We start from the raw sequence: 16434 nt of genomic DNA on the forward strand, positions 1-16434 counted from the left end.
AATAAATGTATTATTTTATTATCTTTCAATTACTCTTTTATGATAGTCAGGATCTTCTTCAAGTGCATCAAAAACTACATGTTTTTGTACATATTTGTTTAATAGGGAATAATCGTATTCTGGCCTATCTGTCCAAGACACAAGAAAAACCTTTGAAATTCTCCTATCTTCAAACAAGTCTTCAATTATCTCATTATATAATTTTTGGCTTCTCATTAATGGGTCAACAGGATACAGTACTGCAAAATCATAGTTATACCTTGTGTTTTTCCACGAAGTTTTATTAATTGTATCAATAAACATTTTATGATTTCCAAGTTTATACGGAGTACCAGTTTGATAATTGGCAGTTCTTGCTTCAAAGATCGTCCCTAAATTTTGCATGCTATTTGCTCTGAATAAAATAGTCGACGGAGTAGATATTGTTTGCGCAATAGCTCTTAAAACTAAAGGATGCTTCTCATACTGGTGTGTTCCAGTTATGAGTAAACCCTTTTCATCAGATGTTAAAAATTCAGATATCTTACGAAATGCCTCACTTCTTGTATTCATAATATGTGTCCCCTTATAAAATATTTGTTTCATCGAACAAATTCATCAGTCTTATTAAGCCAATGCATCAAACGAAATATTAGACTAGTTCTTATATATCCGCAAACTCTACAATCACTTTCCCAAGCTGAACCAATTAGTGCAGGAATATTGTTTAACCCTATACGCTTTGCGATGCAAGTTCGATGCTGCCCCCATGTAAATGAATAATGATCACAACTATGGGGGTGAATCCAAACATACTCAGTAACTCCTTTAGACTTAATACTTTCTGCTAGCAATCGACAATGATGTACTGAGGACTTATTGTGATGTCGATTTTTACCTTCAAGAGAAGTGTAGTATTCAACTTCTCTTTCAGTTAAATCTAAAGAACATTTTCCTGTTAGTTTACGAAAGCACGAGAACTTATCCAGATGATATGCATACTTATTTTTTGTTGGATCAAAGGCAGAAACTACATCGCTCAATGTAACGCTCCCCTTAAAATTGTTGTTTTATAAACTTATAGGAATGTGAATTTTATAATAATTGCCCTTTTGCTGTAATTGCCTAAATAGCTTTTTCCTTTTACTTGTAAAGACAAGTAATAAAATATCTTTAAAGGTTAGTAGCATTAGTCTTTCTTTTACCACTTTTTGTTCAATTTTTAATACTTTATGACCACTATCTGCTTCCGATTGGATATGGCGATATATGGTCTCATTAGTTGAAACCTTCATATTTGAAGTATAGAATTTAAATGGTGTTTTGTATTTAGGAATATTACCAATTTCCTTAATCCCGCTTACAAACATCCTTGTGAGAAATTCATCCCTTGTCATTCTGAAAACCCGTCGATACTGATTTAATTTGTTTACATCGGTGTCTGATCGCATGTTCAAAGATCCTGTGAACCTATTTACTGATAAGTAATCGTTTATTTTATAGTAAATGAAATCCATCAGGAAACTTGTTAAAAGAAATACTAATAAAATAAAACCAATTAAGTTGAATCCAAATAAAAAAGCCATTAGAGTGAGGCAAAAATAATATTTCATATGCCGCTCCATTAAAAATATATACTTGTTAAAAACGTATCTAAATAAAATGCCAACTCTATTCAAAAACACAACCCCCATAAAATTATCTTTTTATTCTTATTTTTCATTACGTATGGTATTTGCGTAATCTTCAACCATTTCTAAATCTTTGTGCTCAAACAACCATTTTCCTTTTTCAATTATGTAATATACATTACCTAATGACCAGTGCTTGATATTATATCCGTTAACCACTTTTACAAAGGTATGCAATGATGATCACCAGTCCCCTAAAAATGTTTATACAACCATTAGACGTTCAGGAAAATAAACGCATGTTTCATAATCTTCAAACTCCACTGTGACATTCGTTGTATCATCGTCTATGGCTATTACATTACCTTCAGTTCCATTCCAAAATCCTGAAAGTGGTTTGACTGTGGAGCCTATAAAAATTTTATTGCCTTTCTTATCTAACATGATTGAACAATCCCCTTCCCCCATGAAATTAACCTTTCATCGTGATTAGTTGTAGCTTTTCATTGATATCCGCTAATATTTGTTCATAGTGTGACTTCGATTTCTTAGCACTATCTACTTCGAATTCACTTCTAAACACATTCCCTTTTTCAAATTGACTGTTGACCAAGCTCAGAAGGGTCTCATATTCCTCTTTTTTATTATTTAACAGATCGATTACATAAGTCATACCTAATCTACTCCTCTCACTTTCCCCATGAAACTAGTCATTCATGGTAAATTATCTTCAATTAATTTAATAGTCATTTGAATACTCTTTTCTGTGGTCTCCATGCCTTGAGCAGCGTCTATAATAATGTCTTGAATTGCTCCACCACCATTTGTGTCTGTATTATCTGTACTAACTGTATCAATTCCTTTGGAAGCGAACCATTCATCAATCTCATCTCTAAGTTTACTGGCTTTATGAGAATATCTCATATATTGCTCAATTTTCTTCTTAACCTGTGTAGTTAATTCCACTTTCTCTCACCATCTCTCCTCAAAACATTCCTTTTATCTTAATTCTGCTTACATTCCCAAATGCTCTCTCTGACTCAGAAATAACATGTCTATAATGATTTCTCATTTCATTTTTCAATTTAAGAATTATATCGTCTTTATTGAACTCAGAAAGTGAATAATAAACAATATCCAATTTGTCATGTCCACGATCTATAATTTTAAATTTCTCAATATCTTCTTTCTTAATTGGTTTTCCACCATTAATTTTCTGAAATGATTTCGTTTTTTCTTCTACATCATAAGTCTTGAAATTAATAGAGCAATCATTAATATTTGAATTCAGTACAACACAGTATAGATTCAACCCTTACATTCACTCCTCCTAAGATAAATGGCCTTTACACTGGTTTGATCAATTTACAACGTTCACCTTGAAACTCCCATTTAAAATTACTCACTGTGTCACCATACTTTCCTTCTCCAAAAAATTCTTTTACAGTTCCACTGTACCCATTATTTACAACTACTTCAAATTGCTCGCTACAGAACTCAATAATATCGCCAGTGGCAAAAGTAGCTTCCCAGATAATTTTCATCACTCCTAATGAAATTAGCCTTATTTCAGCCATTAATGTAGCCTAACTCCATCTTTCAAAGTTACTGTCATAATATCATCTTCTATTTTATGTACTGTATCTTTAGAATATGGAAGCCACCTTTTAATCTCATCGAATAACTCATCAGTGACTGGAACTTTTACATCTCCTACGTACTTAACTGGTTGAACCCACAACTTCCCTCGCTCTATAGTCAATACTTGACGTTTACCAGTCCAAACGTGTTCAACCCACTCTAGAATTGATTTAGCTTCATTGCTCAAATCAGCCCATTTCATTAGTCTTCCCTCGCTCCCAAGTCCATTCTAAGCATGTTATAAATCATTGCAGGCGCAAATCGATCCTGACCATATTTACGGCTTAAAGCAAGCACTAAAGCCTCATCAAATGTCATACAAGACTCGCTATGAAACTTACCAAACACAACAGGATAATAATTTGTTTCTATTTCACCAAGTTTCGACTCTGCCTCTACTATAGCCATATCTTCACTGATAATTGTAGTCTTGATTATTTTGCGATATTTGGATTCAACTTGTTTTTCAATCTCCTTTTCTTTCTCAAGTTGCTGCTGATAATCATGTGCTAATCCATATATTTGCGCTCTTTGCATTTTCCAGTTTGCTTTTGTCTCTAGCTCTTCAAAAAATTGATCAATCTCAGGTACAGTTTGCAGGTCTTTTAACATCATTCACAACTCCCTTAAATAATTTCAAGCAGTCGCTCAAATTCGTCCAACTCTATCCGAGCGTGTGTAAAATAACCACTTTCAATTTCTTTCTCGCTAAAAAGATATTGAGCAAAAGTGAAATCTGGCGAAATTTCAACTACACAATAAAGCCCAAAGTAATCATAGTCAAATTCAGCATTACTTTCTCCAAAAAATTTATGTAGTTTAACCACAGACTCATCATCTTCAAAACGTCTTGAATAAAATACTGGCTTATCTTCTTGATTTTCATATACGATGCGAGCAAATCCTTTATTTTCAAGCAATTCTCTAGTTAACACTTTCATTCACCTCACAATAAAATATCTATTTCATTCCGTTTCGTTTAACATTAAACGCACCTTATCTAGATGTTCTGTAGACATGATTCTTCCACCTGTATTTAGTTTAATAAAATAACGTAGTTTTTGTGCTCTTGTGGCTTCTCTAACTTCTGCACAACTTATTGGATAATTCTCAAAATGGTCTTGATCCCTGTTCGTCATTTCACTAAAATAGAGTCCATTATAAGGGAATTTATCTTCATAAAAATCAAGGATTGCTCGAATTCTCTGCTTGCCATCAAGTATCTCATACATTTTCTCTACCGAATAACCCAGATGAACATAAACGAATTTGCCAATGTCTATATTGTTATAGATTGAATCAATAAGAGAAACCTTGTCTTCAAGACTCCACACATGCTCTCGTTGGTAGTCAGGATCAAAATCGATCCCAAAGTGATAAGCTTTACTAAAAATATCACCCATGTGCCGATTAGAATAGCTCAATTGAAGATCGTCTCGTTTGCAAAGTGTCTGAACATCAGACTGTGGCATCTTCCTTACATCTAACCACTTTACAAATCTTTTCTGATGTTCATTTCTAATCGGATTGCCGTAATTAGTGTTTACTGAAGTGTAATCAATCTTATACACTTTTCCATCCATTAGTACCTCTTCAATCATAACATCTTCTAGAGCACCAATCCTCACTTGTGTACCAGTTTGTAGTATCTCGCGAGGCTCTGGGATCAAGTGAATACATTCTGTAAGATCTCTAAGTTCTCTTGCTAAGGATTGATTCTGTAGTTCTTCAGGAGTTAACTCAACCTTCTTCTTTCCTCTAGCCATTTCTCTATCTCCTTCACCCTATAAAATTTCGGTTTCATTCTCATTCGTTTATTGTGTTCTCTATATTTTTCAACAGAGTCTTCAGATCACCAACTCCATTTTCAACAGTATCTATGTACTGATCCTCAATTTCCAAGTAATCCGTTGATTTATCTTCACCCAATAATCCTTGCTCTTCCAACCAATTTCTAGCTATGTTGTTAGATTCAATTGCCTTCTGAAAGTGCTTCCTTGCATCCTTAATCACCTTTAAAACATCAGTTGGAATTGACTGCATATGAACCACATTCCTTTCTCGTTTAACCCAATAAAATAACCATTTAATTATGTATTCTATATTTGCTAAAGATTTCCTATACCGTAAGTTAAATATACTAAAAACGCAACAATTAGTCAATGAAATTTTGTATTTTTCATTTTTTGTTTTATTAAAACATAGAAGAAGCTGTTTCCAGCTTCCCTCTAATGCGAATTGAGTTTCCTTTGACCAATCATTACTATAAATAAAGCAGCCCATAAAACAGATATCATAATAAGAACAATAGGCCAGTAATATTTATTCTTTTGAAATACATCGCTAAGGATTTCTTTTGTTTCTTCAGAAGTAATATTGTCTTCTCTAGCAAATACCTTATATTTTTTTGAATTTATTTCATTCCAATATACATGGATTATTAAACTAACAAGAATCCCAATAAACCAGTATGCACTTAAAACATATATCATACTTCATTTTCTCCTAATACCTCATCGCATGTTATTTGAAGTCGATTTCCAACAACAGGCATTTGCATTCTATCGCCTATAAGATCCAATTCAAACCCCTTAAACTGTTTTATAATTTCCTCCATTTTTTCTTGAGCGAGTGTTTTTGATTGCTCATAAATCACATACTTAAATGGAATATTGATCATCCCACATATCTCAAAACGTTCTTTCATGGTTTTCTCTCCTTTATGTATTGTGAACTTTTCTAGAAAAGAAATCTAAGAACTTCTTTATCTTTTTATCTTTTGTTTTTTCCTCATCAAGATATTGTACATCAAGCTGCTCCAATCTTTTGTTTTCTTTCAATCCATCTACTGTGTGTTTTACATATTTTGATTGCACTGCAGCAACTGATGCAAATCTAGTTTTTTTCTTATCGAAGTATATGTTCTTAAGCACCCCATCATAAGAATCCGCTTTGTGCATATTAACTACATTAGAGTTGTCAGTTTGTCTTAAGCCAAGATGGAATAAGTATTCATTATGATCATCTAGTGAAGTAATTAGCATATATTTTTTATCCTTGATATGATATATCGTATTATTTTTACTATCCTTTGTGATTTTCTCAATCTCTGCAAAAGAGATAACCTCAAGTTCATTTGTTATCAAGTTTATAACTGGTGGCCGAAAATCACTTAACTGAAACACAGGCAAGCACCCTCCAGCATAATCTACATAGTTTGTCAACAGTAATCTACTTTGTAATTTTCGCTTTCCGTTTAATACTTTTATTGTTAGAATGTTTTTGATAGAACACTTCTTTTAAAAGGACATTAGTTGCTGGTATCAACTAGTGTCCAATCCTTCTGTAAATAATCCTCAATAGATAAAACAAAACAACTAAGTAAATCCCATTCGCTCCCTCATTTCTTTTGGATAGTAGTATGCACTTTACAATTTAATCATAATGTATAAGCCAGATATGATAAACAAGCCAGTTTGGAATATTTTTTCCAAAATAGCCTGTTTACAAATTTACCAAAATATGTACCCATGTAGAAGAATGTCGGAAACATGTCGATAAATATTATATTAAAATAAAAAAAGAAACTCCTCTAAGTTGACGAGAGTTTCGATACAAATCCTTTTAGTGTATATTGCCCCACTTCGCTTACATCATTATGTTTTCCAAGTTCTGAGGCAAATTCATTAACAACCTTTTGAAAAGCCTGAACATATATAGATGATTCATCCACACATTCAGAAAAATAAAGTCGAAATCTATAACTATCATATTTTTTGACTTTAAATCTGTTTACAGATGTTTTTGAATCGACAACAATAAAAATATCTGGATCGAAAAACAGTGGCTCTATACCTGATCCTTTAGTTATCTGCTCAAATATTCCATCTTGTGTGTAAACCAAGTATTTGCTTTTTGGTTTTGGTAATTGTACATATAAGACATTGCTGACATCAACTAATTCTAACTCCCTAGTGCTTACATTTAAAAAAGGAATCAGTTTTCTCTCAATAACTTCAGCTCTGATTTGAGTGGCTGCATTTTCTAGGTCATCACATGTAATACGCTCTTTTCCATCAAATGACTTCTTAAGTATGGCTAAGATGTTATTTCGTATATCCATGTAGTTATTCAAACACCTCATATATTATTATATATAACCATAGGCACCAACCAATATAATTTAGCAAGTGCCTAGTTCTCTTACAATTTTTATTTTTTCAATTCTTGTGGAAGTTCTGGTTCATGGACTAGACCCACACATGTAGTGCTATAAAAATCTGCTACAACTGCGGCAACAGTAGCCACAAATGTAAAGGAAAACACTGCCTGAAAATTTCTGATCATATTTTTTTCACCTCCTTCTATTGCGTTTGATTTGATCATTGTCCTTTATGATAAAAATTATTGTCATTGTACATGATACAATAATCAGTGCAATCAATATAAATATAAAGAATAATAATTGATTATGTAAAACAAAGAGATAAAAAGTGAAACAAACCAACATAATAAAAACAAGACAAAGAATAATAAGCATGGTGGCGTTCTTTGGTTTATTTTGTTTAAATAATAGATCCGCCAAATAACCAAATCCCTCATTAGCCTTAATAATAAATAATGATATTACACATACAATTAGAAATGATGAAAGCTGCAGGATTCGACTCAATGGGGTATCAGGCACTAAATCTGTAACCTCAATCAGATTATATGTGGTTATTATTAAAAAGAAAATATTTTGAATTGATAAATATGTCATATAACCAAATGTACCTACTACTAAAGATCTTGTCAGCGGAATACCAAAAATAAACTTAAAACATGTTATATATGCAATAATTTGAATAATCATTGCTTGCGTGTGTATACCTAAAAATAATAAAACAAGGGAGACAGTAGAGCATATAACTGATGTGATAATTACTTCTTTAATGTGTAGTTTTAGATCTAATCTAAACAGGGATATTGTTAAAATACATAAACCACTGAATTCAATAATTGAAAATATTAGAAACCATACATAATTAATTAGCATGAACATTCCTCAATTCTACCCAATCTCTAACATGTGCTAATAGCAATGAAAGTGAAGCTGTAAACAAAGTTAAAGAAACTAATGAGGATTTTATAACAATTACATTGAAAAGAATTAATACAGCAGGGACTACTTTATAAATTATGTATCTTCTTGAATCACTACGTTTAGTAAACTTCTTAGTGTTTGGTGCTAGCCATAATACGAGTAAGATTGAAAGTACATCAAGTATTTCTAATTGGATATTTAGATCTATGTATGGTATTGCTATTAAAATTATGGTCGATGTAATTACACAAGCATCACAGTTTTTTAGGTGATACCCTCCAGCAAACTGTCTGAATAACACAAACACAACAAAAACAATCAATGTTTTTTCCAGAATACCTAGCAATAATGCAATAGAAAAAGACATTGCAATAGTAAAGAGTAAGTTAAATATTATTATCATTCCATAATTTATTACCTCAATGCTTCTACTATCAGCCACTTTTGATTTAATATATAAACTAAACAACGTTGCAAGCCTATCAACCAATATGCTTTCACCTCCTACCGTCTGTAAATTTCTATTTCCATATCTGTGATTAGAATATAGCATTTTTTACTTATGGAAGTCAATAATTTTAAGAATATAATATAGAAAAACCCTAGATGAAGTCATCTAGGGTAACTCATAGAGTTCTTTAATCGTGTCAATATTTAAGAAATCTGCTTTATATCTATATAGTTTAGCATCATCAAAATTGAATTGCCTTGCGATCATTTTAAACTCTTCACTATCTAATTTATTATTTGAAAGATATAGGTTTTTAGCCATTGCTAACATTCCAGAATACACAATATTCTTTGTTGTAAAGTTAGGCTCATTGATTTCTTCAGAGATTTTCCTCATTCTTCTGTGGAGAATATTATGATCGGCTTTTGCATTTTCGTTCACTCTTGTTCTCGCCAATCTTATAACATAATCATTGTCGACCAAGTCTAAGCTGCGTCTTCTTGCATCAGGATTTGGATTGCCATTCATAACTTCATACTCTGGCTCTTCATACGCTTTCAGACAAGCAATGATTAAATCCTCATCTACTTGAATCGTTCTACGAGAAGGATCGTTATCTGGATCATACAAGGACAAAGTATTATTGGCTTTATCTATGTCCTTATAAGTTAAATTCAACATCTCACTTCCTGCTTTACCATAAACCCCATTGAAGGGAAGCAGTAAGATTATTGCATCCTGATTGTTAGCGCGGCTTTCAACGATCTTTCTTATTTCTTTATCTGTCCAGTACGATTTAAGTTGTTTTTGAGCAAATTGCTCCCTCCACTCATTGTCTGTTTGAAGTAAAGGGTTTAAATTTGTTTTTCTGTAACGATTTTCTATGGCCCAATCTATGTACGTCATAAGATGGGATACTGTTGTTCTGCTTGCCTTTGCTGTCTTAGGCATAATCCTGTAAAAATAACCTCTTAACTCATCTCTAGTGAAGTCAAAGAGATCTTTTTTCAGAACATTTTCAATGGGATAGGCTATTTTGAACAACCTACGATAATTATCCTGATAGCCTTCATTATCTAAACTCCCAAGAAACTCCTCTTTTCTTTCAGGATTATACATTATATCATCATACATTACATTAGACATTTGTAAATCTTCCCTCCCCAAATACTACTTAGTAGGTACTAAGCCATACATTTCCTCCATTAACTTCTCACCAAATTGTTTAATCTTTCTCTTAGTTTGATTTGAGTTTACTTTACCTTGAGCAGTCCCACCATCAGTAAGCAGATCATTAAATTGATGACCACTTTCTTTTGCAAAGTCAATGCTTCCTACAATTTTTGTTATCTCATCTAGAGGGAAATCCTTACCGAAACGCTTATAAAGTTCGTGTGCAATTGTCACATATAAAACAAAAGTATTGTGATGGTTGATCCAAGATTGTTTCCAAGTCTCTTCAACATTCTTAACCCCATTAAACGCTTCTGGATAACTCCCTAACAGATAATCAAAGAATCTAATTAATACATAAGAAACTTCAAGTCTGTCCTTACCTGTTTGCGGATTAAACGTTTCCTTGATAGTATCACTCAGAATTGCAAAGTTTGTGATTTTATTGAGTTTTCTTTGCACTGCTGTTTTCGTAGCAATACGTTTTCTCAAATCGGATTTTGAATCAAGATCCTCTACTATTTTATCTGCAATTTTTAGACTCTTTAAGCGTCTTACATGAGTCTTATCAAATGTGTTAAAGCTATTATGTTGCCCTAAATAATATCTTGCAGTCTCAAGGTCATAGTTTCTCACACTTATATATAGGTATCCCTCTAGTTCTGGATTTTCCTCTAGTGCTACCAAAATCGCAGAAACACGATGGAACCCATCAATAATATCAATCTCTGAAGCTTTCTCGATAATCAAACGGAAATTATCTTCATCGTAGAAAATTTCATCATTACCATCCTGCAGAACGTTGACTACAATTGGAGAGTCAGGTTTATAAACACCATCAAGCATCAATTGAGAAATCTCTTCTACACTCTTTTTAAATACTTTAGGTTTTTCCTTCAGATCCCCATTTTTCTTAACAGTTTCAACAGGTATCCTTTGTGTAGCAGTATTATACTGCCATACTTGTTCAATATGTCTTTTAATTTCTTGATATGTCAATTTAGTTATATAGTCGCTATCACTACCAGAAATGGTCTTTTCATAGACAAGTGGAAACTCTAATACTTCATCTTGCTTTTTGAATTTATATTTTAGAGCCTTCTTGACAGTGCTTTGAGTGAAGTACTTAACAGCTGCATACTTTTCATCATTTGTGATTTTATTGATTGCATTTAAAATAACAACTAACTGACTCTCTTCTAGTTCGTCCAATTTTGCTTTATTTATAACCAACTCTTGAAAAAAACCAATTGGAAATTTGTGAGTACCGAACAAATAATCATCAATATCATTCATTACTTTACGATCTTTTGATATTTCATCTAGGGATTCTGTTAAGAACTCAACTACATTTTCTTCGCTCATTATTTTACATCCTCTCCCATTAAACTATATTTTATTATATCATAAAATAAGAAAAAATATACACATTTGCACGCCAAATAAGCATGAAAATATGTATATTTACAATAAAATAAAGCTATTTCTTCTTATCAACCATCAATAAAACGATATTTAGTATTCATTTTTTATTAAAATGTTTAGAGACTCTTACTAAAATGATGCCTATAATGCCATTCAAGAATATATTATTAACTTCAATAAAAAATGAGCATTTTTTGTCTGTAATACTGGTTCAATCTTCTATTATATTGGCATATCATTTTTTTCAAACCAATTATCGTAAGCATCAAAAATATTCCACACTCCATCTGCAAGTATTTTAATCTCTACTTCATTAGAGACATCTCCAGTTCCAACACGTTCATGAAGCCATTGCAGAACTGTGGCATCAAGTCTATTGTCAGAATGATAATTAATACGTATATAATCATTAAAATCGGAACATATTTTACCTATATTCGAATAATGATCTTCAAGGTGCTTCAGAATTTCAGAATAATATCGAGTGAAATAATCATCATTTAACTTTCTTATTGAAAGTATTATCGATGCAGCCATAACGTAAGTAAAAAGATCTTTACCTTTGCCCTGAAAGTAACCAAATTCTTCGTCTTTCTGCATTATAGTATCATGAACTCTGTATGAAAAAGGGGTTAATGACACGACAATTCCCATAACTGATAATTGATTAGCCTTCTTTTTTCTCCAAAAAACCACTTCCATACCTCCATATGAGATAAAGTTAAGTTCTTCCTTAATGAAATGAGCGTTTTATTGCGATATCTTTAAATAGTGAATCAGGTTTTTTGGTGTGACAATAATTCGTCTATCATTCTCGATAAAGGTATAGGAATGATCATCATTTTCTATCAAGCATTTGGCATAGTGTTCTCCATCGTTCAATTTTAAAAAGTATAGTTTTCCTTCTTCAAATACATCTAGTTTCATTTTCACACTCCCAATAGGAAATTTTTCACTGAATCCCATTTTCTTTTTTATGTTTATTTAAATCGATGGCTAATTTAGCATAGTCATCCTTGATCTTTTCTAAAATAATATCTTTTTTTGCATCAAATTCATCTGTAGTAATAATACCTTTTTCTTCAAGCAAAAGTACTATAGCCATATAGTTGGCATCAGCTTCTGCAATATGTTTTGCTAATATTTTTATTCTATCATCAAAATCTTTCATTACTTCATATGTAACCTTTTTTAGAATTTCTTTTATGTCATCGCTCATACATTGATTCCTCCTCATGAAAATATAAATCTATCTCAAACCACAGAGATTATATTCTTACCTTGCTCCGTAAACTTCTGTACTAATTCTAATACCTTGATGGAATTTCTAGAGATTCGGGACAAGTCTTGCACGATCAGATCCTCTACATCATTTATAATCATTTCTTCAAGTATGTCATTAAATCGCTTATCTGGTATATGGGTACCAATAACATCTTTATAGACAGCATAAACAGTTAATTCATTATCCGCGGCGAATTGATTGCATAGATTAATCTGCTCTTCAAGTTTTCCGCTTGCTTGTTCATTACTTGCCACACGAGCATAAATCATCGATTTATTCAATAATATCCAACCCCCAGTATGATAAAACTGACATTTTATCGTAGTTCATTCAATAAACTTGAGAGCAACCAGTATGTTTTGTAAATAGCATCATTTGAACTTCCGCTTTTAAATCGATGTTTTTCTCGATCCTTTACGTGGGGGACAAGCGTTTGCATTGCATCTTCAATATTCTTTATCGCCTTATTCACTCGTTCATCTGTTTCCATTTGTTCAACTTGTCGATTATGATATTCAACTAATAATCTGATTCTCTTTAATTCATCTTCACCAATATGAGTGAGAATTTGTCCTCCTGTCGGAGCATCTTCATAGAGGTTATGATTTTGCCAATATTCGTTTCTCTCTAGTTTCCACTTTCTCATGATTTCTCACCAACTTTTCCTGTAAAATTGACCTTTCATTTAAACCTTCTCTTATAAGACTGACTATATAGTGGTTTCTTGGGTTTTGGATTAAAAGTCGCTCTATTTCTCTCTAAATACCTCTCGCTACTCCTTTGTTGCCTTTTCAAATACCTGAGAGCTCTCTCCTGTTCCCTTTGTTCTTTCATATCGTTGTATCCATTATAACTTCTAGAATATCCTTTTCGTCTATATCGCCGCTTATTTGAACCGCCAAAAATTGAAACAATAATTATCATAATAATTAAAAAAACAACAATTGTTGTAGTCAATTACCCAACCCCCATTATGCTTAAAATAAAAGTGAACTTTCATTGTGTTTTAAATTTCTACCCAATATGACGAATATTGGGGGAAGTCTTTTGGTTTTCTGTCACAAACAACATATGCACCTAGAATTTCATCATGACCAGCTAATGTGGCATTAACCGTAGCCAGCACTTCTCTTACCTGATCCTTAGTCGGGTATTCTGATCTTGGAGTTCCATTGGGAACCAATGTTCGAAGTTGATATTTTGGCATCAAGATTCTCCTTTGATTTCTTGATAAAAGTCAGTTTTCATTGGCAATTTGCGTTCTTACTTCTATTCTTCCAAGCATCAACTGAAAATGTATTATCAATTTCTAAGTCTTGAATGCTTCGTTTGTTTTTTTCACACCAATTTACATATTGACGAAATTCCTTAACAGACATACCGTTTAACTTTGCAAGTCTTGAGACCAATGAATCCCATCTACTAGAGTCAATATCATAATGAACGTTTTTAATCCATTTAAAAGGATTTTTGATTTGCTTAGATGAGTTAACCTCTCGCGAAACAACAAAAATATTTCCATAATAGCTGCCACCATGTCCCCATGAAACAGGTATAAAATGTTCTATTGTAAGATCATTTGTTGCACCTGTCAATTCGCAGACTCCATTTTCTCTTAGTTCCTTTAATTCTTCTTTAGAAATGGTATTTTTCAATTTTTTCTCTATTGCTATTCTATTTTTCTTATATTTCGCACTAACAATTTTTTTATAAAACTTTTTATAAACTGCATCATAAATATGGGTTTCCAAGTATTCTCTTTCATCGTAAAAATAACTTGAATCTCTTCTCAATTTTGGATAGTGCATATTACATTCTTGAATTGCATTGATACTTATATCATGAAAACAACTCTCGCATATATTCCAATCATCATCTCGAAAAAAATAAGCGTCATAAAATTTAACATCCATATTTTTTTTGCAACAAAAACATTTCCTCACCCTTACAACTCCTAGAAGGATTATAAAACTAGTATTTTATTCGGATTCTGGCGTTACATCATTAATTGAAGTAATCTTTATCTTCTCAATATCAACTTCATTAGTTTTACATATTCGATCTTTGATAATTTTTCTAAGATTTAATTCATGATTTTCTTCAATCCATATTGTCATTGTGAAATTCTTAGTTAATATTCTATACTTAACTTCGTATAATCTCTCCATTGGCTCTCTCCTTATAAGACCAATCCTTTATCTCGTTATTAAAACAAATAATGGAATTTGAGTTTTACCCAATCTGGAATATTAAATTCAGCTTCTGTTAAAGAAAATTTATTATGGTAGAAAAACTGATCCGTATTCTTATTCTTCCAATCCTTGTTAGTGTATTGGTGTGATTCTGTCCACTGAACAATCGAATCCTTAATCGAGTCGTACTCCTCTTTATTGTCTCTTCGATATTCAAAAGCGAAACTCCAAGCTTCTCCTTCATATTCCGTAAACGCCACTTCCCAGAAGTCTTGCGATTTGCGTTGTACAGACATGCCGTTTCTCGTTGAAGTTACTCCCTCACCCGGATGCCTGTGATAAACATGCCCTATTTCATGAAGAATTCTCAATAGCAACCCTTCGCCAAGCGTTTTAGCGCTCCAAGGAGGAGAGATGAGATTACCCCAAAAAGTCCCCCTTGCGTTAATATAGATCGAATTTTGAGCCCTTAGTGAGTTTTTATGCTTTTCATCATCTACAAAATAGATTTCATCAACTCCAAATCTTTGAGTGAGTTGAACTACTTCATCTGGAGGCGCTAGAAGCCTAACACCAATTAAATGCGGCGGTAATGACATAATATTTTCCTCCCTTCGTATAAAATCTCCGTTTTATTGAGAATCTTTTTTAAACTGCTCGAATTTTGTCGCCAATTTCTCTTTAAGAATTTCCTGACAATAAGCTAGTATTTCCTGTTTATGATCTTCAATTTCATAACCTTCTATTTGCGTTTTTGGAACATTAAATTTCAGCATTACATGGGCAATGTCATTCGAATCAATACTTACTTTGATTCCATCTTGAGACAGTTCCAATAGGAACAACTCATTCATTAAGTTGACGATTTTGCTTTGATACTCATCGACCACAAGTTTTCCATCCACCATTTTGTAACCAAATGGAATGTTCATGTCGGCTCCTCCTGTTGACACAATCAGTTTATTTGATCTGCTAACTCTTTGAATTTATGTAAAATAGCTTTACAATTTCTTAATTGCTCCTCTAAGTCAATTGAATTCACTTCGTTTTTATATTGAACTCCATTTACAATCCAATCGATAGAAACACCATAAAGATACGAGAGTTTGGATATAGTTATTAAATCTGGCTCACTAATACCATTCTCATAGCCACTGATAGTTTTATTACTAATACCAGTGAGTTTTGATACTTCAATTTGCGAGAATCCCTTTAATTCACGCGATTTTTTCAGTCTAAGTGCTATCTCATTTTTATTTGTTACCACATTTTGCTCTCTTTTTATTTCGCGGCCAAATAGGTAGTCTATGGATACACTATAAAAGTCAGCAAATTTTATTATAGAACAGATATCTGGTTCTCTTGTTTCTGTTTCATATCCAGAATAAGTAGTTCGAGCTATATTCAATATTTTTGCAAAATCTCCTTGTGACAATCCTTTTGATTCTCTTAGTAGCCTCAATCTTTTTCCAATAGACACTATCTCACCCTGTTGTTCGGAAATTTATGAGAAATCCAATAAGATCTTGTTTTAAGATCAATCTTTAAATCCCCATATCAATGTCTTTTAT

General features: G+C 32.4%; 31 protein-coding genes. All 31 read right to left on the bottom strand.

Annotated elements, in window-relative coordinates:
• Positions 1–18: 18 nt before the first annotated feature.
• Entirely contained in the window at positions 19–552 is a 534-nt protein-coding gene (locus ABEA66_RS34985; RefSeq protein ID WP_345594978.1) for a hypothetical protein, read from the bottom strand.
• A 29-nt stretch (positions 553–581) separates the two neighbouring features.
• On the bottom strand, positions 582–1022 hold the full coding sequence (locus ABEA66_RS34990; RefSeq protein ID WP_345594980.1) for a ParB N-terminal domain-containing protein: 441 nt from the start codon (positions 1020–1022) through the stop codon (positions 582–584).
• A gap of 27 nt (positions 1023–1049) precedes the next feature.
• A complete protein-coding gene (locus ABEA66_RS34995) occupies positions 1050–1376 on the bottom strand; it encodes a hypothetical protein (RefSeq protein WP_345594982.1) in 327 nt (108 codons plus the stop codon).
• Between the two features lie 498 nt (positions 1377–1874).
• Positions 1875–2054 carry a hypothetical protein gene (locus ABEA66_RS35000; protein WP_345594984.1) on the bottom strand — a complete coding sequence of 60 codons (180 nt, stop codon included), beginning with the start codon at positions 2052–2054 and terminating at the stop codon, positions 1875–1877.
• A gap of 28 nt (positions 2055–2082) precedes the next feature.
• Positions 2083–2283, bottom strand: a complete 201-nt coding sequence (locus ABEA66_RS35005; protein ID WP_345594986.1) for a hypothetical protein — start codon at positions 2281–2283, stop codon at positions 2083–2085.
• A gap of 41 nt (positions 2284–2324) precedes the next feature.
• Positions 2325–2576, bottom strand: a complete 252-nt coding sequence (locus ABEA66_RS35010; RefSeq protein WP_345594988.1) for a hypothetical protein — start codon at positions 2574–2576, stop codon at positions 2325–2327.
• 19 nt (positions 2577–2595) lie between these two features.
• On the bottom strand, positions 2596–2922 hold the full coding sequence (locus tag ABEA66_RS35015; protein ID WP_345594990.1) for a hypothetical protein: 327 nt from the start codon (positions 2920–2922) through the stop codon (positions 2596–2598).
• A 34-nt stretch (positions 2923–2956) separates the two neighbouring features.
• The gene (locus tag ABEA66_RS35020; protein WP_345594992.1) at positions 2957–3187 is read right to left on the bottom strand and encodes a hypothetical protein; all 231 of its coding nucleotides are present in this window, start codon (positions 3185–3187) and stop codon (positions 2957–2959) included.
• A complete protein-coding gene (locus tag ABEA66_RS35025; protein WP_345594994.1) occupies positions 3187–3453 on the bottom strand; it encodes a hypothetical protein in 267 nt (88 codons plus the stop codon). The genes ABEA66_RS35020 and ABEA66_RS35025 overlap by 1 nt, the downstream gene beginning before the upstream one ends.
• Positions 3453–3866 (bottom strand): hypothetical protein, encoded by a 414-nt coding sequence (locus ABEA66_RS35030; protein ID WP_345594996.1) that lies wholly within the window; start codon positions 3864–3866, stop codon positions 3453–3455. The genes ABEA66_RS35025 and ABEA66_RS35030 overlap by 1 nt, the downstream gene beginning before the upstream one ends.
• An 11-nt stretch (positions 3867–3877) precedes the next feature.
• Positions 3878–4186 (bottom strand): hypothetical protein, encoded by a 309-nt coding sequence (locus tag ABEA66_RS35035; RefSeq protein WP_345594998.1) that lies wholly within the window; start codon positions 4184–4186, stop codon positions 3878–3880.
• Positions 4187–4216: 30 nt separating this feature from the next.
• Positions 4217–5017 carry a DUF262 domain-containing protein gene (locus ABEA66_RS35040; protein ID WP_345595000.1) on the bottom strand — a complete coding sequence of 267 codons (801 nt, stop codon included), beginning with the start codon at positions 5015–5017 and terminating at the stop codon, positions 4217–4219.
• A gap of 40 nt (positions 5018–5057) precedes the next feature.
• The gene (locus ABEA66_RS35045; protein ID WP_345595002.1) at positions 5058–5294 is read right to left on the bottom strand and encodes a hypothetical protein; all 237 of its coding nucleotides are present in this window, start codon (positions 5292–5294) and stop codon (positions 5058–5060) included.
• 185 nt (positions 5295–5479) lie between these two features.
• Positions 5480–5743, bottom strand: coding sequence for a hypothetical protein (locus ABEA66_RS35050; RefSeq protein ID WP_345595003.1), 264 nt, complete (start codon positions 5741–5743; stop codon positions 5480–5482).
• On the bottom strand, positions 5740–5958 hold the full coding sequence (locus tag ABEA66_RS35055; protein ID WP_345595004.1) for a hypothetical protein: 219 nt from the start codon (positions 5956–5958) through the stop codon (positions 5740–5742). Before ABEA66_RS35055 ends, ABEA66_RS35050 begins: the two co-directional genes overlap by 4 nt.
• 13 nt (positions 5959–5971) lie before the next feature.
• Entirely contained in the window at positions 5972–6436 is a 465-nt protein-coding gene (locus tag ABEA66_RS35060; protein WP_345595005.1) for a hypothetical protein, read from the bottom strand.
• A 407-nt stretch (positions 6437–6843) separates the two neighbouring features.
• Positions 6844–7374: a hypothetical protein gene (locus ABEA66_RS35065; protein WP_345595007.1), complete on the bottom strand. Its 531-nt coding sequence runs from the start codon at positions 7372–7374 to the stop codon at positions 6844–6846.
• A gap of 89 nt (positions 7375–7463) precedes the next feature.
• Positions 7464–7598: a cyclic lactone autoinducer peptide gene (locus tag ABEA66_RS35070; protein ID WP_345595009.1), complete on the bottom strand. Its 135-nt coding sequence runs from the start codon at positions 7596–7598 to the stop codon at positions 7464–7466.
• Positions 7599–8278: 680 nt separating this feature from the next.
• A complete protein-coding gene (locus ABEA66_RS35075) occupies positions 8279–8827 on the bottom strand; it encodes an accessory gene regulator B family protein (RefSeq protein ID WP_345595011.1) in 549 nt (182 codons plus the stop codon).
• Positions 8828–8953: 126 nt separating this feature from the next.
• The gene (locus ABEA66_RS35080) at positions 8954–9934 is read right to left on the bottom strand and encodes a phage lytic cycle repressor MrpR family protein (RefSeq protein ID WP_345595013.1); all 981 of its coding nucleotides are present in this window, start codon (positions 9932–9934) and stop codon (positions 8954–8956) included.
• A 24-nt stretch (positions 9935–9958) separates the two neighbouring features.
• On the bottom strand, positions 9959–11326 hold the full coding sequence (locus tag ABEA66_RS35085; RefSeq protein ID WP_345595016.1) for a DNA sulfur modification protein DndB: 1368 nt from the start codon (positions 11324–11326) through the stop codon (positions 9959–9961).
• A gap of 282 nt (positions 11327–11608) precedes the next feature.
• Complete coding sequence (locus ABEA66_RS35090) at positions 11609–12082, bottom strand: hypothetical protein (protein WP_345595018.1); 474 nt, start codon at positions 12080–12082, stop codon at positions 11609–11611.
• 256 nt (positions 12083–12338) lie between these two features.
• Positions 12339–12605 carry a hypothetical protein gene (locus ABEA66_RS35095; RefSeq protein ID WP_345595020.1) on the bottom strand — a complete coding sequence of 89 codons (267 nt, stop codon included), beginning with the start codon at positions 12603–12605 and terminating at the stop codon, positions 12339–12341.
• A 35-nt stretch (positions 12606–12640) separates the two neighbouring features.
• The gene (locus ABEA66_RS35100) at positions 12641–12952 is read right to left on the bottom strand and encodes a recombinase family protein (protein ID WP_345595022.1); all 312 of its coding nucleotides are present in this window, start codon (positions 12950–12952) and stop codon (positions 12641–12643) included.
• A gap of 35 nt (positions 12953–12987) precedes the next feature.
• Positions 12988–13317, bottom strand: a complete 330-nt coding sequence (locus ABEA66_RS35105; RefSeq protein WP_345595024.1) for a hypothetical protein — start codon at positions 13315–13317, stop codon at positions 12988–12990.
• Positions 13318–13677: 360 nt separating this feature from the next.
• Entirely contained in the window at positions 13678–13878 is a 201-nt protein-coding gene (locus ABEA66_RS35110; RefSeq protein WP_345595026.1) for a hypothetical protein, read from the bottom strand.
• A 37-nt stretch (positions 13879–13915) separates the two neighbouring features.
• A complete protein-coding gene (locus ABEA66_RS35115; protein ID WP_345595028.1) occupies positions 13916–14614 on the bottom strand; it encodes a hypothetical protein in 699 nt (232 codons plus the stop codon).
• A 36-nt stretch (positions 14615–14650) separates the two neighbouring features.
• A complete protein-coding gene (locus ABEA66_RS35120; RefSeq protein WP_345595030.1) occupies positions 14651–14839 on the bottom strand; it encodes a hypothetical protein in 189 nt (62 codons plus the stop codon).
• 38 nt (positions 14840–14877) lie between these two features.
• On the bottom strand, positions 14878–15462 hold the full coding sequence (locus ABEA66_RS35125; RefSeq protein ID WP_345595032.1) for a hypothetical protein: 585 nt from the start codon (positions 15460–15462) through the stop codon (positions 14878–14880).
• Between the two features lie 33 nt (positions 15463–15495).
• Positions 15496–15795, bottom strand: a complete 300-nt coding sequence (locus ABEA66_RS35130; protein WP_345595034.1) for a hypothetical protein — start codon at positions 15793–15795, stop codon at positions 15496–15498.
• Between the two features lie 23 nt (positions 15796–15818).
• The gene (locus ABEA66_RS35135; protein ID WP_345595036.1) at positions 15819–16343 is read right to left on the bottom strand and encodes a helix-turn-helix domain-containing protein; all 525 of its coding nucleotides are present in this window, start codon (positions 16341–16343) and stop codon (positions 15819–15821) included.
• Positions 16344–16434 lie beyond the last annotated feature (91 nt).

This window comes from Paenibacillus vulneris (genome assembly GCF_039543185.1).
GTDB lineage: Bacteria > Bacillota > Bacilli > Paenibacillales > NBRC-103111 > Paenibacillus_S > Paenibacillus_S vulneris.

What these genes read in the sequence shown, in the direction of transcription:
- ABEA66_RS35130 (WP_345595034.1), bottom strand. Translation starts at nt 15,795, where the DNA reads ATGAACATTCCATTTGGTTACAAAATGGTGGATGGAAAACTTGTGGTC.
- ABEA66_RS35050 (WP_345595003.1), bottom strand. Translation starts at nt 5,743, where the DNA reads ATGATATATGTTTTAAGTGCATACTGGTTTATTGGGATTCTTGTTAGT.
- ABEA66_RS35110 (WP_345595026.1), bottom strand. Translation starts at nt 13,878, where the DNA reads ATGCCAAAATATCAACTTCGAACATTGGTTCCCAATGGAACTCCAAGA.
- ABEA66_RS34995 (WP_345594982.1), bottom strand. Translation starts at nt 1,376, where the DNA reads ATGACAAGGGATGAATTTCTCACAAGGATGTTTGTAAGCGGGATTAAG.
- ABEA66_RS34985 (WP_345594978.1), bottom strand. Translation starts at nt 552, where the DNA reads ATGAATACAAGAAGTGAGGCATTTCGTAAGATATCTGAATTTTTAACA.
- ABEA66_RS35000 (WP_345594984.1), bottom strand. Translation starts at nt 2,054, where the DNA reads ATGTTAGATAAGAAAGGCAATAAAATTTTTATAGGCTCCACAGTCAAA.
- ABEA66_RS35120 (WP_345595030.1), bottom strand. Translation starts at nt 14,839, where the DNA reads ATGGAGAGATTATACGAAGTTAAGTATAGAATATTAACTAAGAATTTC.
- ABEA66_RS35095 (WP_345595020.1), bottom strand. Translation starts at nt 12,605, where the DNA reads ATGAGCGATGACATAAAAGAAATTCTAAAAAAGGTTACATATGAAGTA.
- ABEA66_RS35040 (WP_345595000.1), bottom strand. Translation starts at nt 5,017, where the DNA reads ATGGCTAGAGGAAAGAAGAAGGTTGAGTTAACTCCTGAAGAACTACAG.
- ABEA66_RS35085 (WP_345595016.1), bottom strand. Translation starts at nt 11,326, where the DNA reads ATGAGCGAAGAAAATGTAGTTGAGTTCTTAACAGAATCCCTAGATGAA.
- ABEA66_RS35065 (WP_345595007.1), bottom strand. Translation starts at nt 7,374, where the DNA reads ATGGATATACGAAATAACATCTTAGCCATACTTAAGAAGTCATTTGAT.
- ABEA66_RS35005 (WP_345594986.1), bottom strand. Translation starts at nt 2,283, where the DNA reads ATGACTTATGTAATCGATCTGTTAAATAATAAAAAAGAGGAATATGAG.
- ABEA66_RS35080 (WP_345595013.1), bottom strand. Translation starts at nt 9,934, where the DNA reads ATGTCTAATGTAATGTATGATGATATAATGTATAATCCTGAAAGAAAA.
- ABEA66_RS35025 (WP_345594994.1), bottom strand. Translation starts at nt 3,453, where the DNA reads ATGAAATGGGCTGATTTGAGCAATGAAGCTAAATCAATTCTAGAGTGG.
- ABEA66_RS35125 (WP_345595032.1), bottom strand. Translation starts at nt 15,462, where the DNA reads ATGTCATTACCGCCGCATTTAATTGGTGTTAGGCTTCTAGCGCCTCCA.
- ABEA66_RS35020 (WP_345594992.1), bottom strand. Translation starts at nt 3,187, where the DNA reads ATGGCTGAAATAAGGCTAATTTCATTAGGAGTGATGAAAATTATCTGG.
- ABEA66_RS35045 (WP_345595002.1), bottom strand. Translation starts at nt 5,294, where the DNA reads ATGCAGTCAATTCCAACTGATGTTTTAAAGGTGATTAAGGATGCAAGG.
- ABEA66_RS35055 (WP_345595004.1), bottom strand. Translation starts at nt 5,958, where the DNA reads ATGAAAGAACGTTTTGAGATATGTGGGATGATCAATATTCCATTTAAG.
- ABEA66_RS35105 (WP_345595024.1), bottom strand. Translation starts at nt 13,317, where the DNA reads ATGAGAAAGTGGAAACTAGAGAGAAACGAATATTGGCAAAATCATAAC.
- ABEA66_RS35070 (WP_345595009.1), bottom strand. Translation starts at nt 7,598, where the DNA reads ATGATCAGAAATTTTCAGGCAGTGTTTTCCTTTACATTTGTGGCTACT.
- ABEA66_RS35030 (WP_345594996.1), bottom strand. Translation starts at nt 3,866, where the DNA reads ATGATGTTAAAAGACCTGCAAACTGTACCTGAGATTGATCAATTTTTT.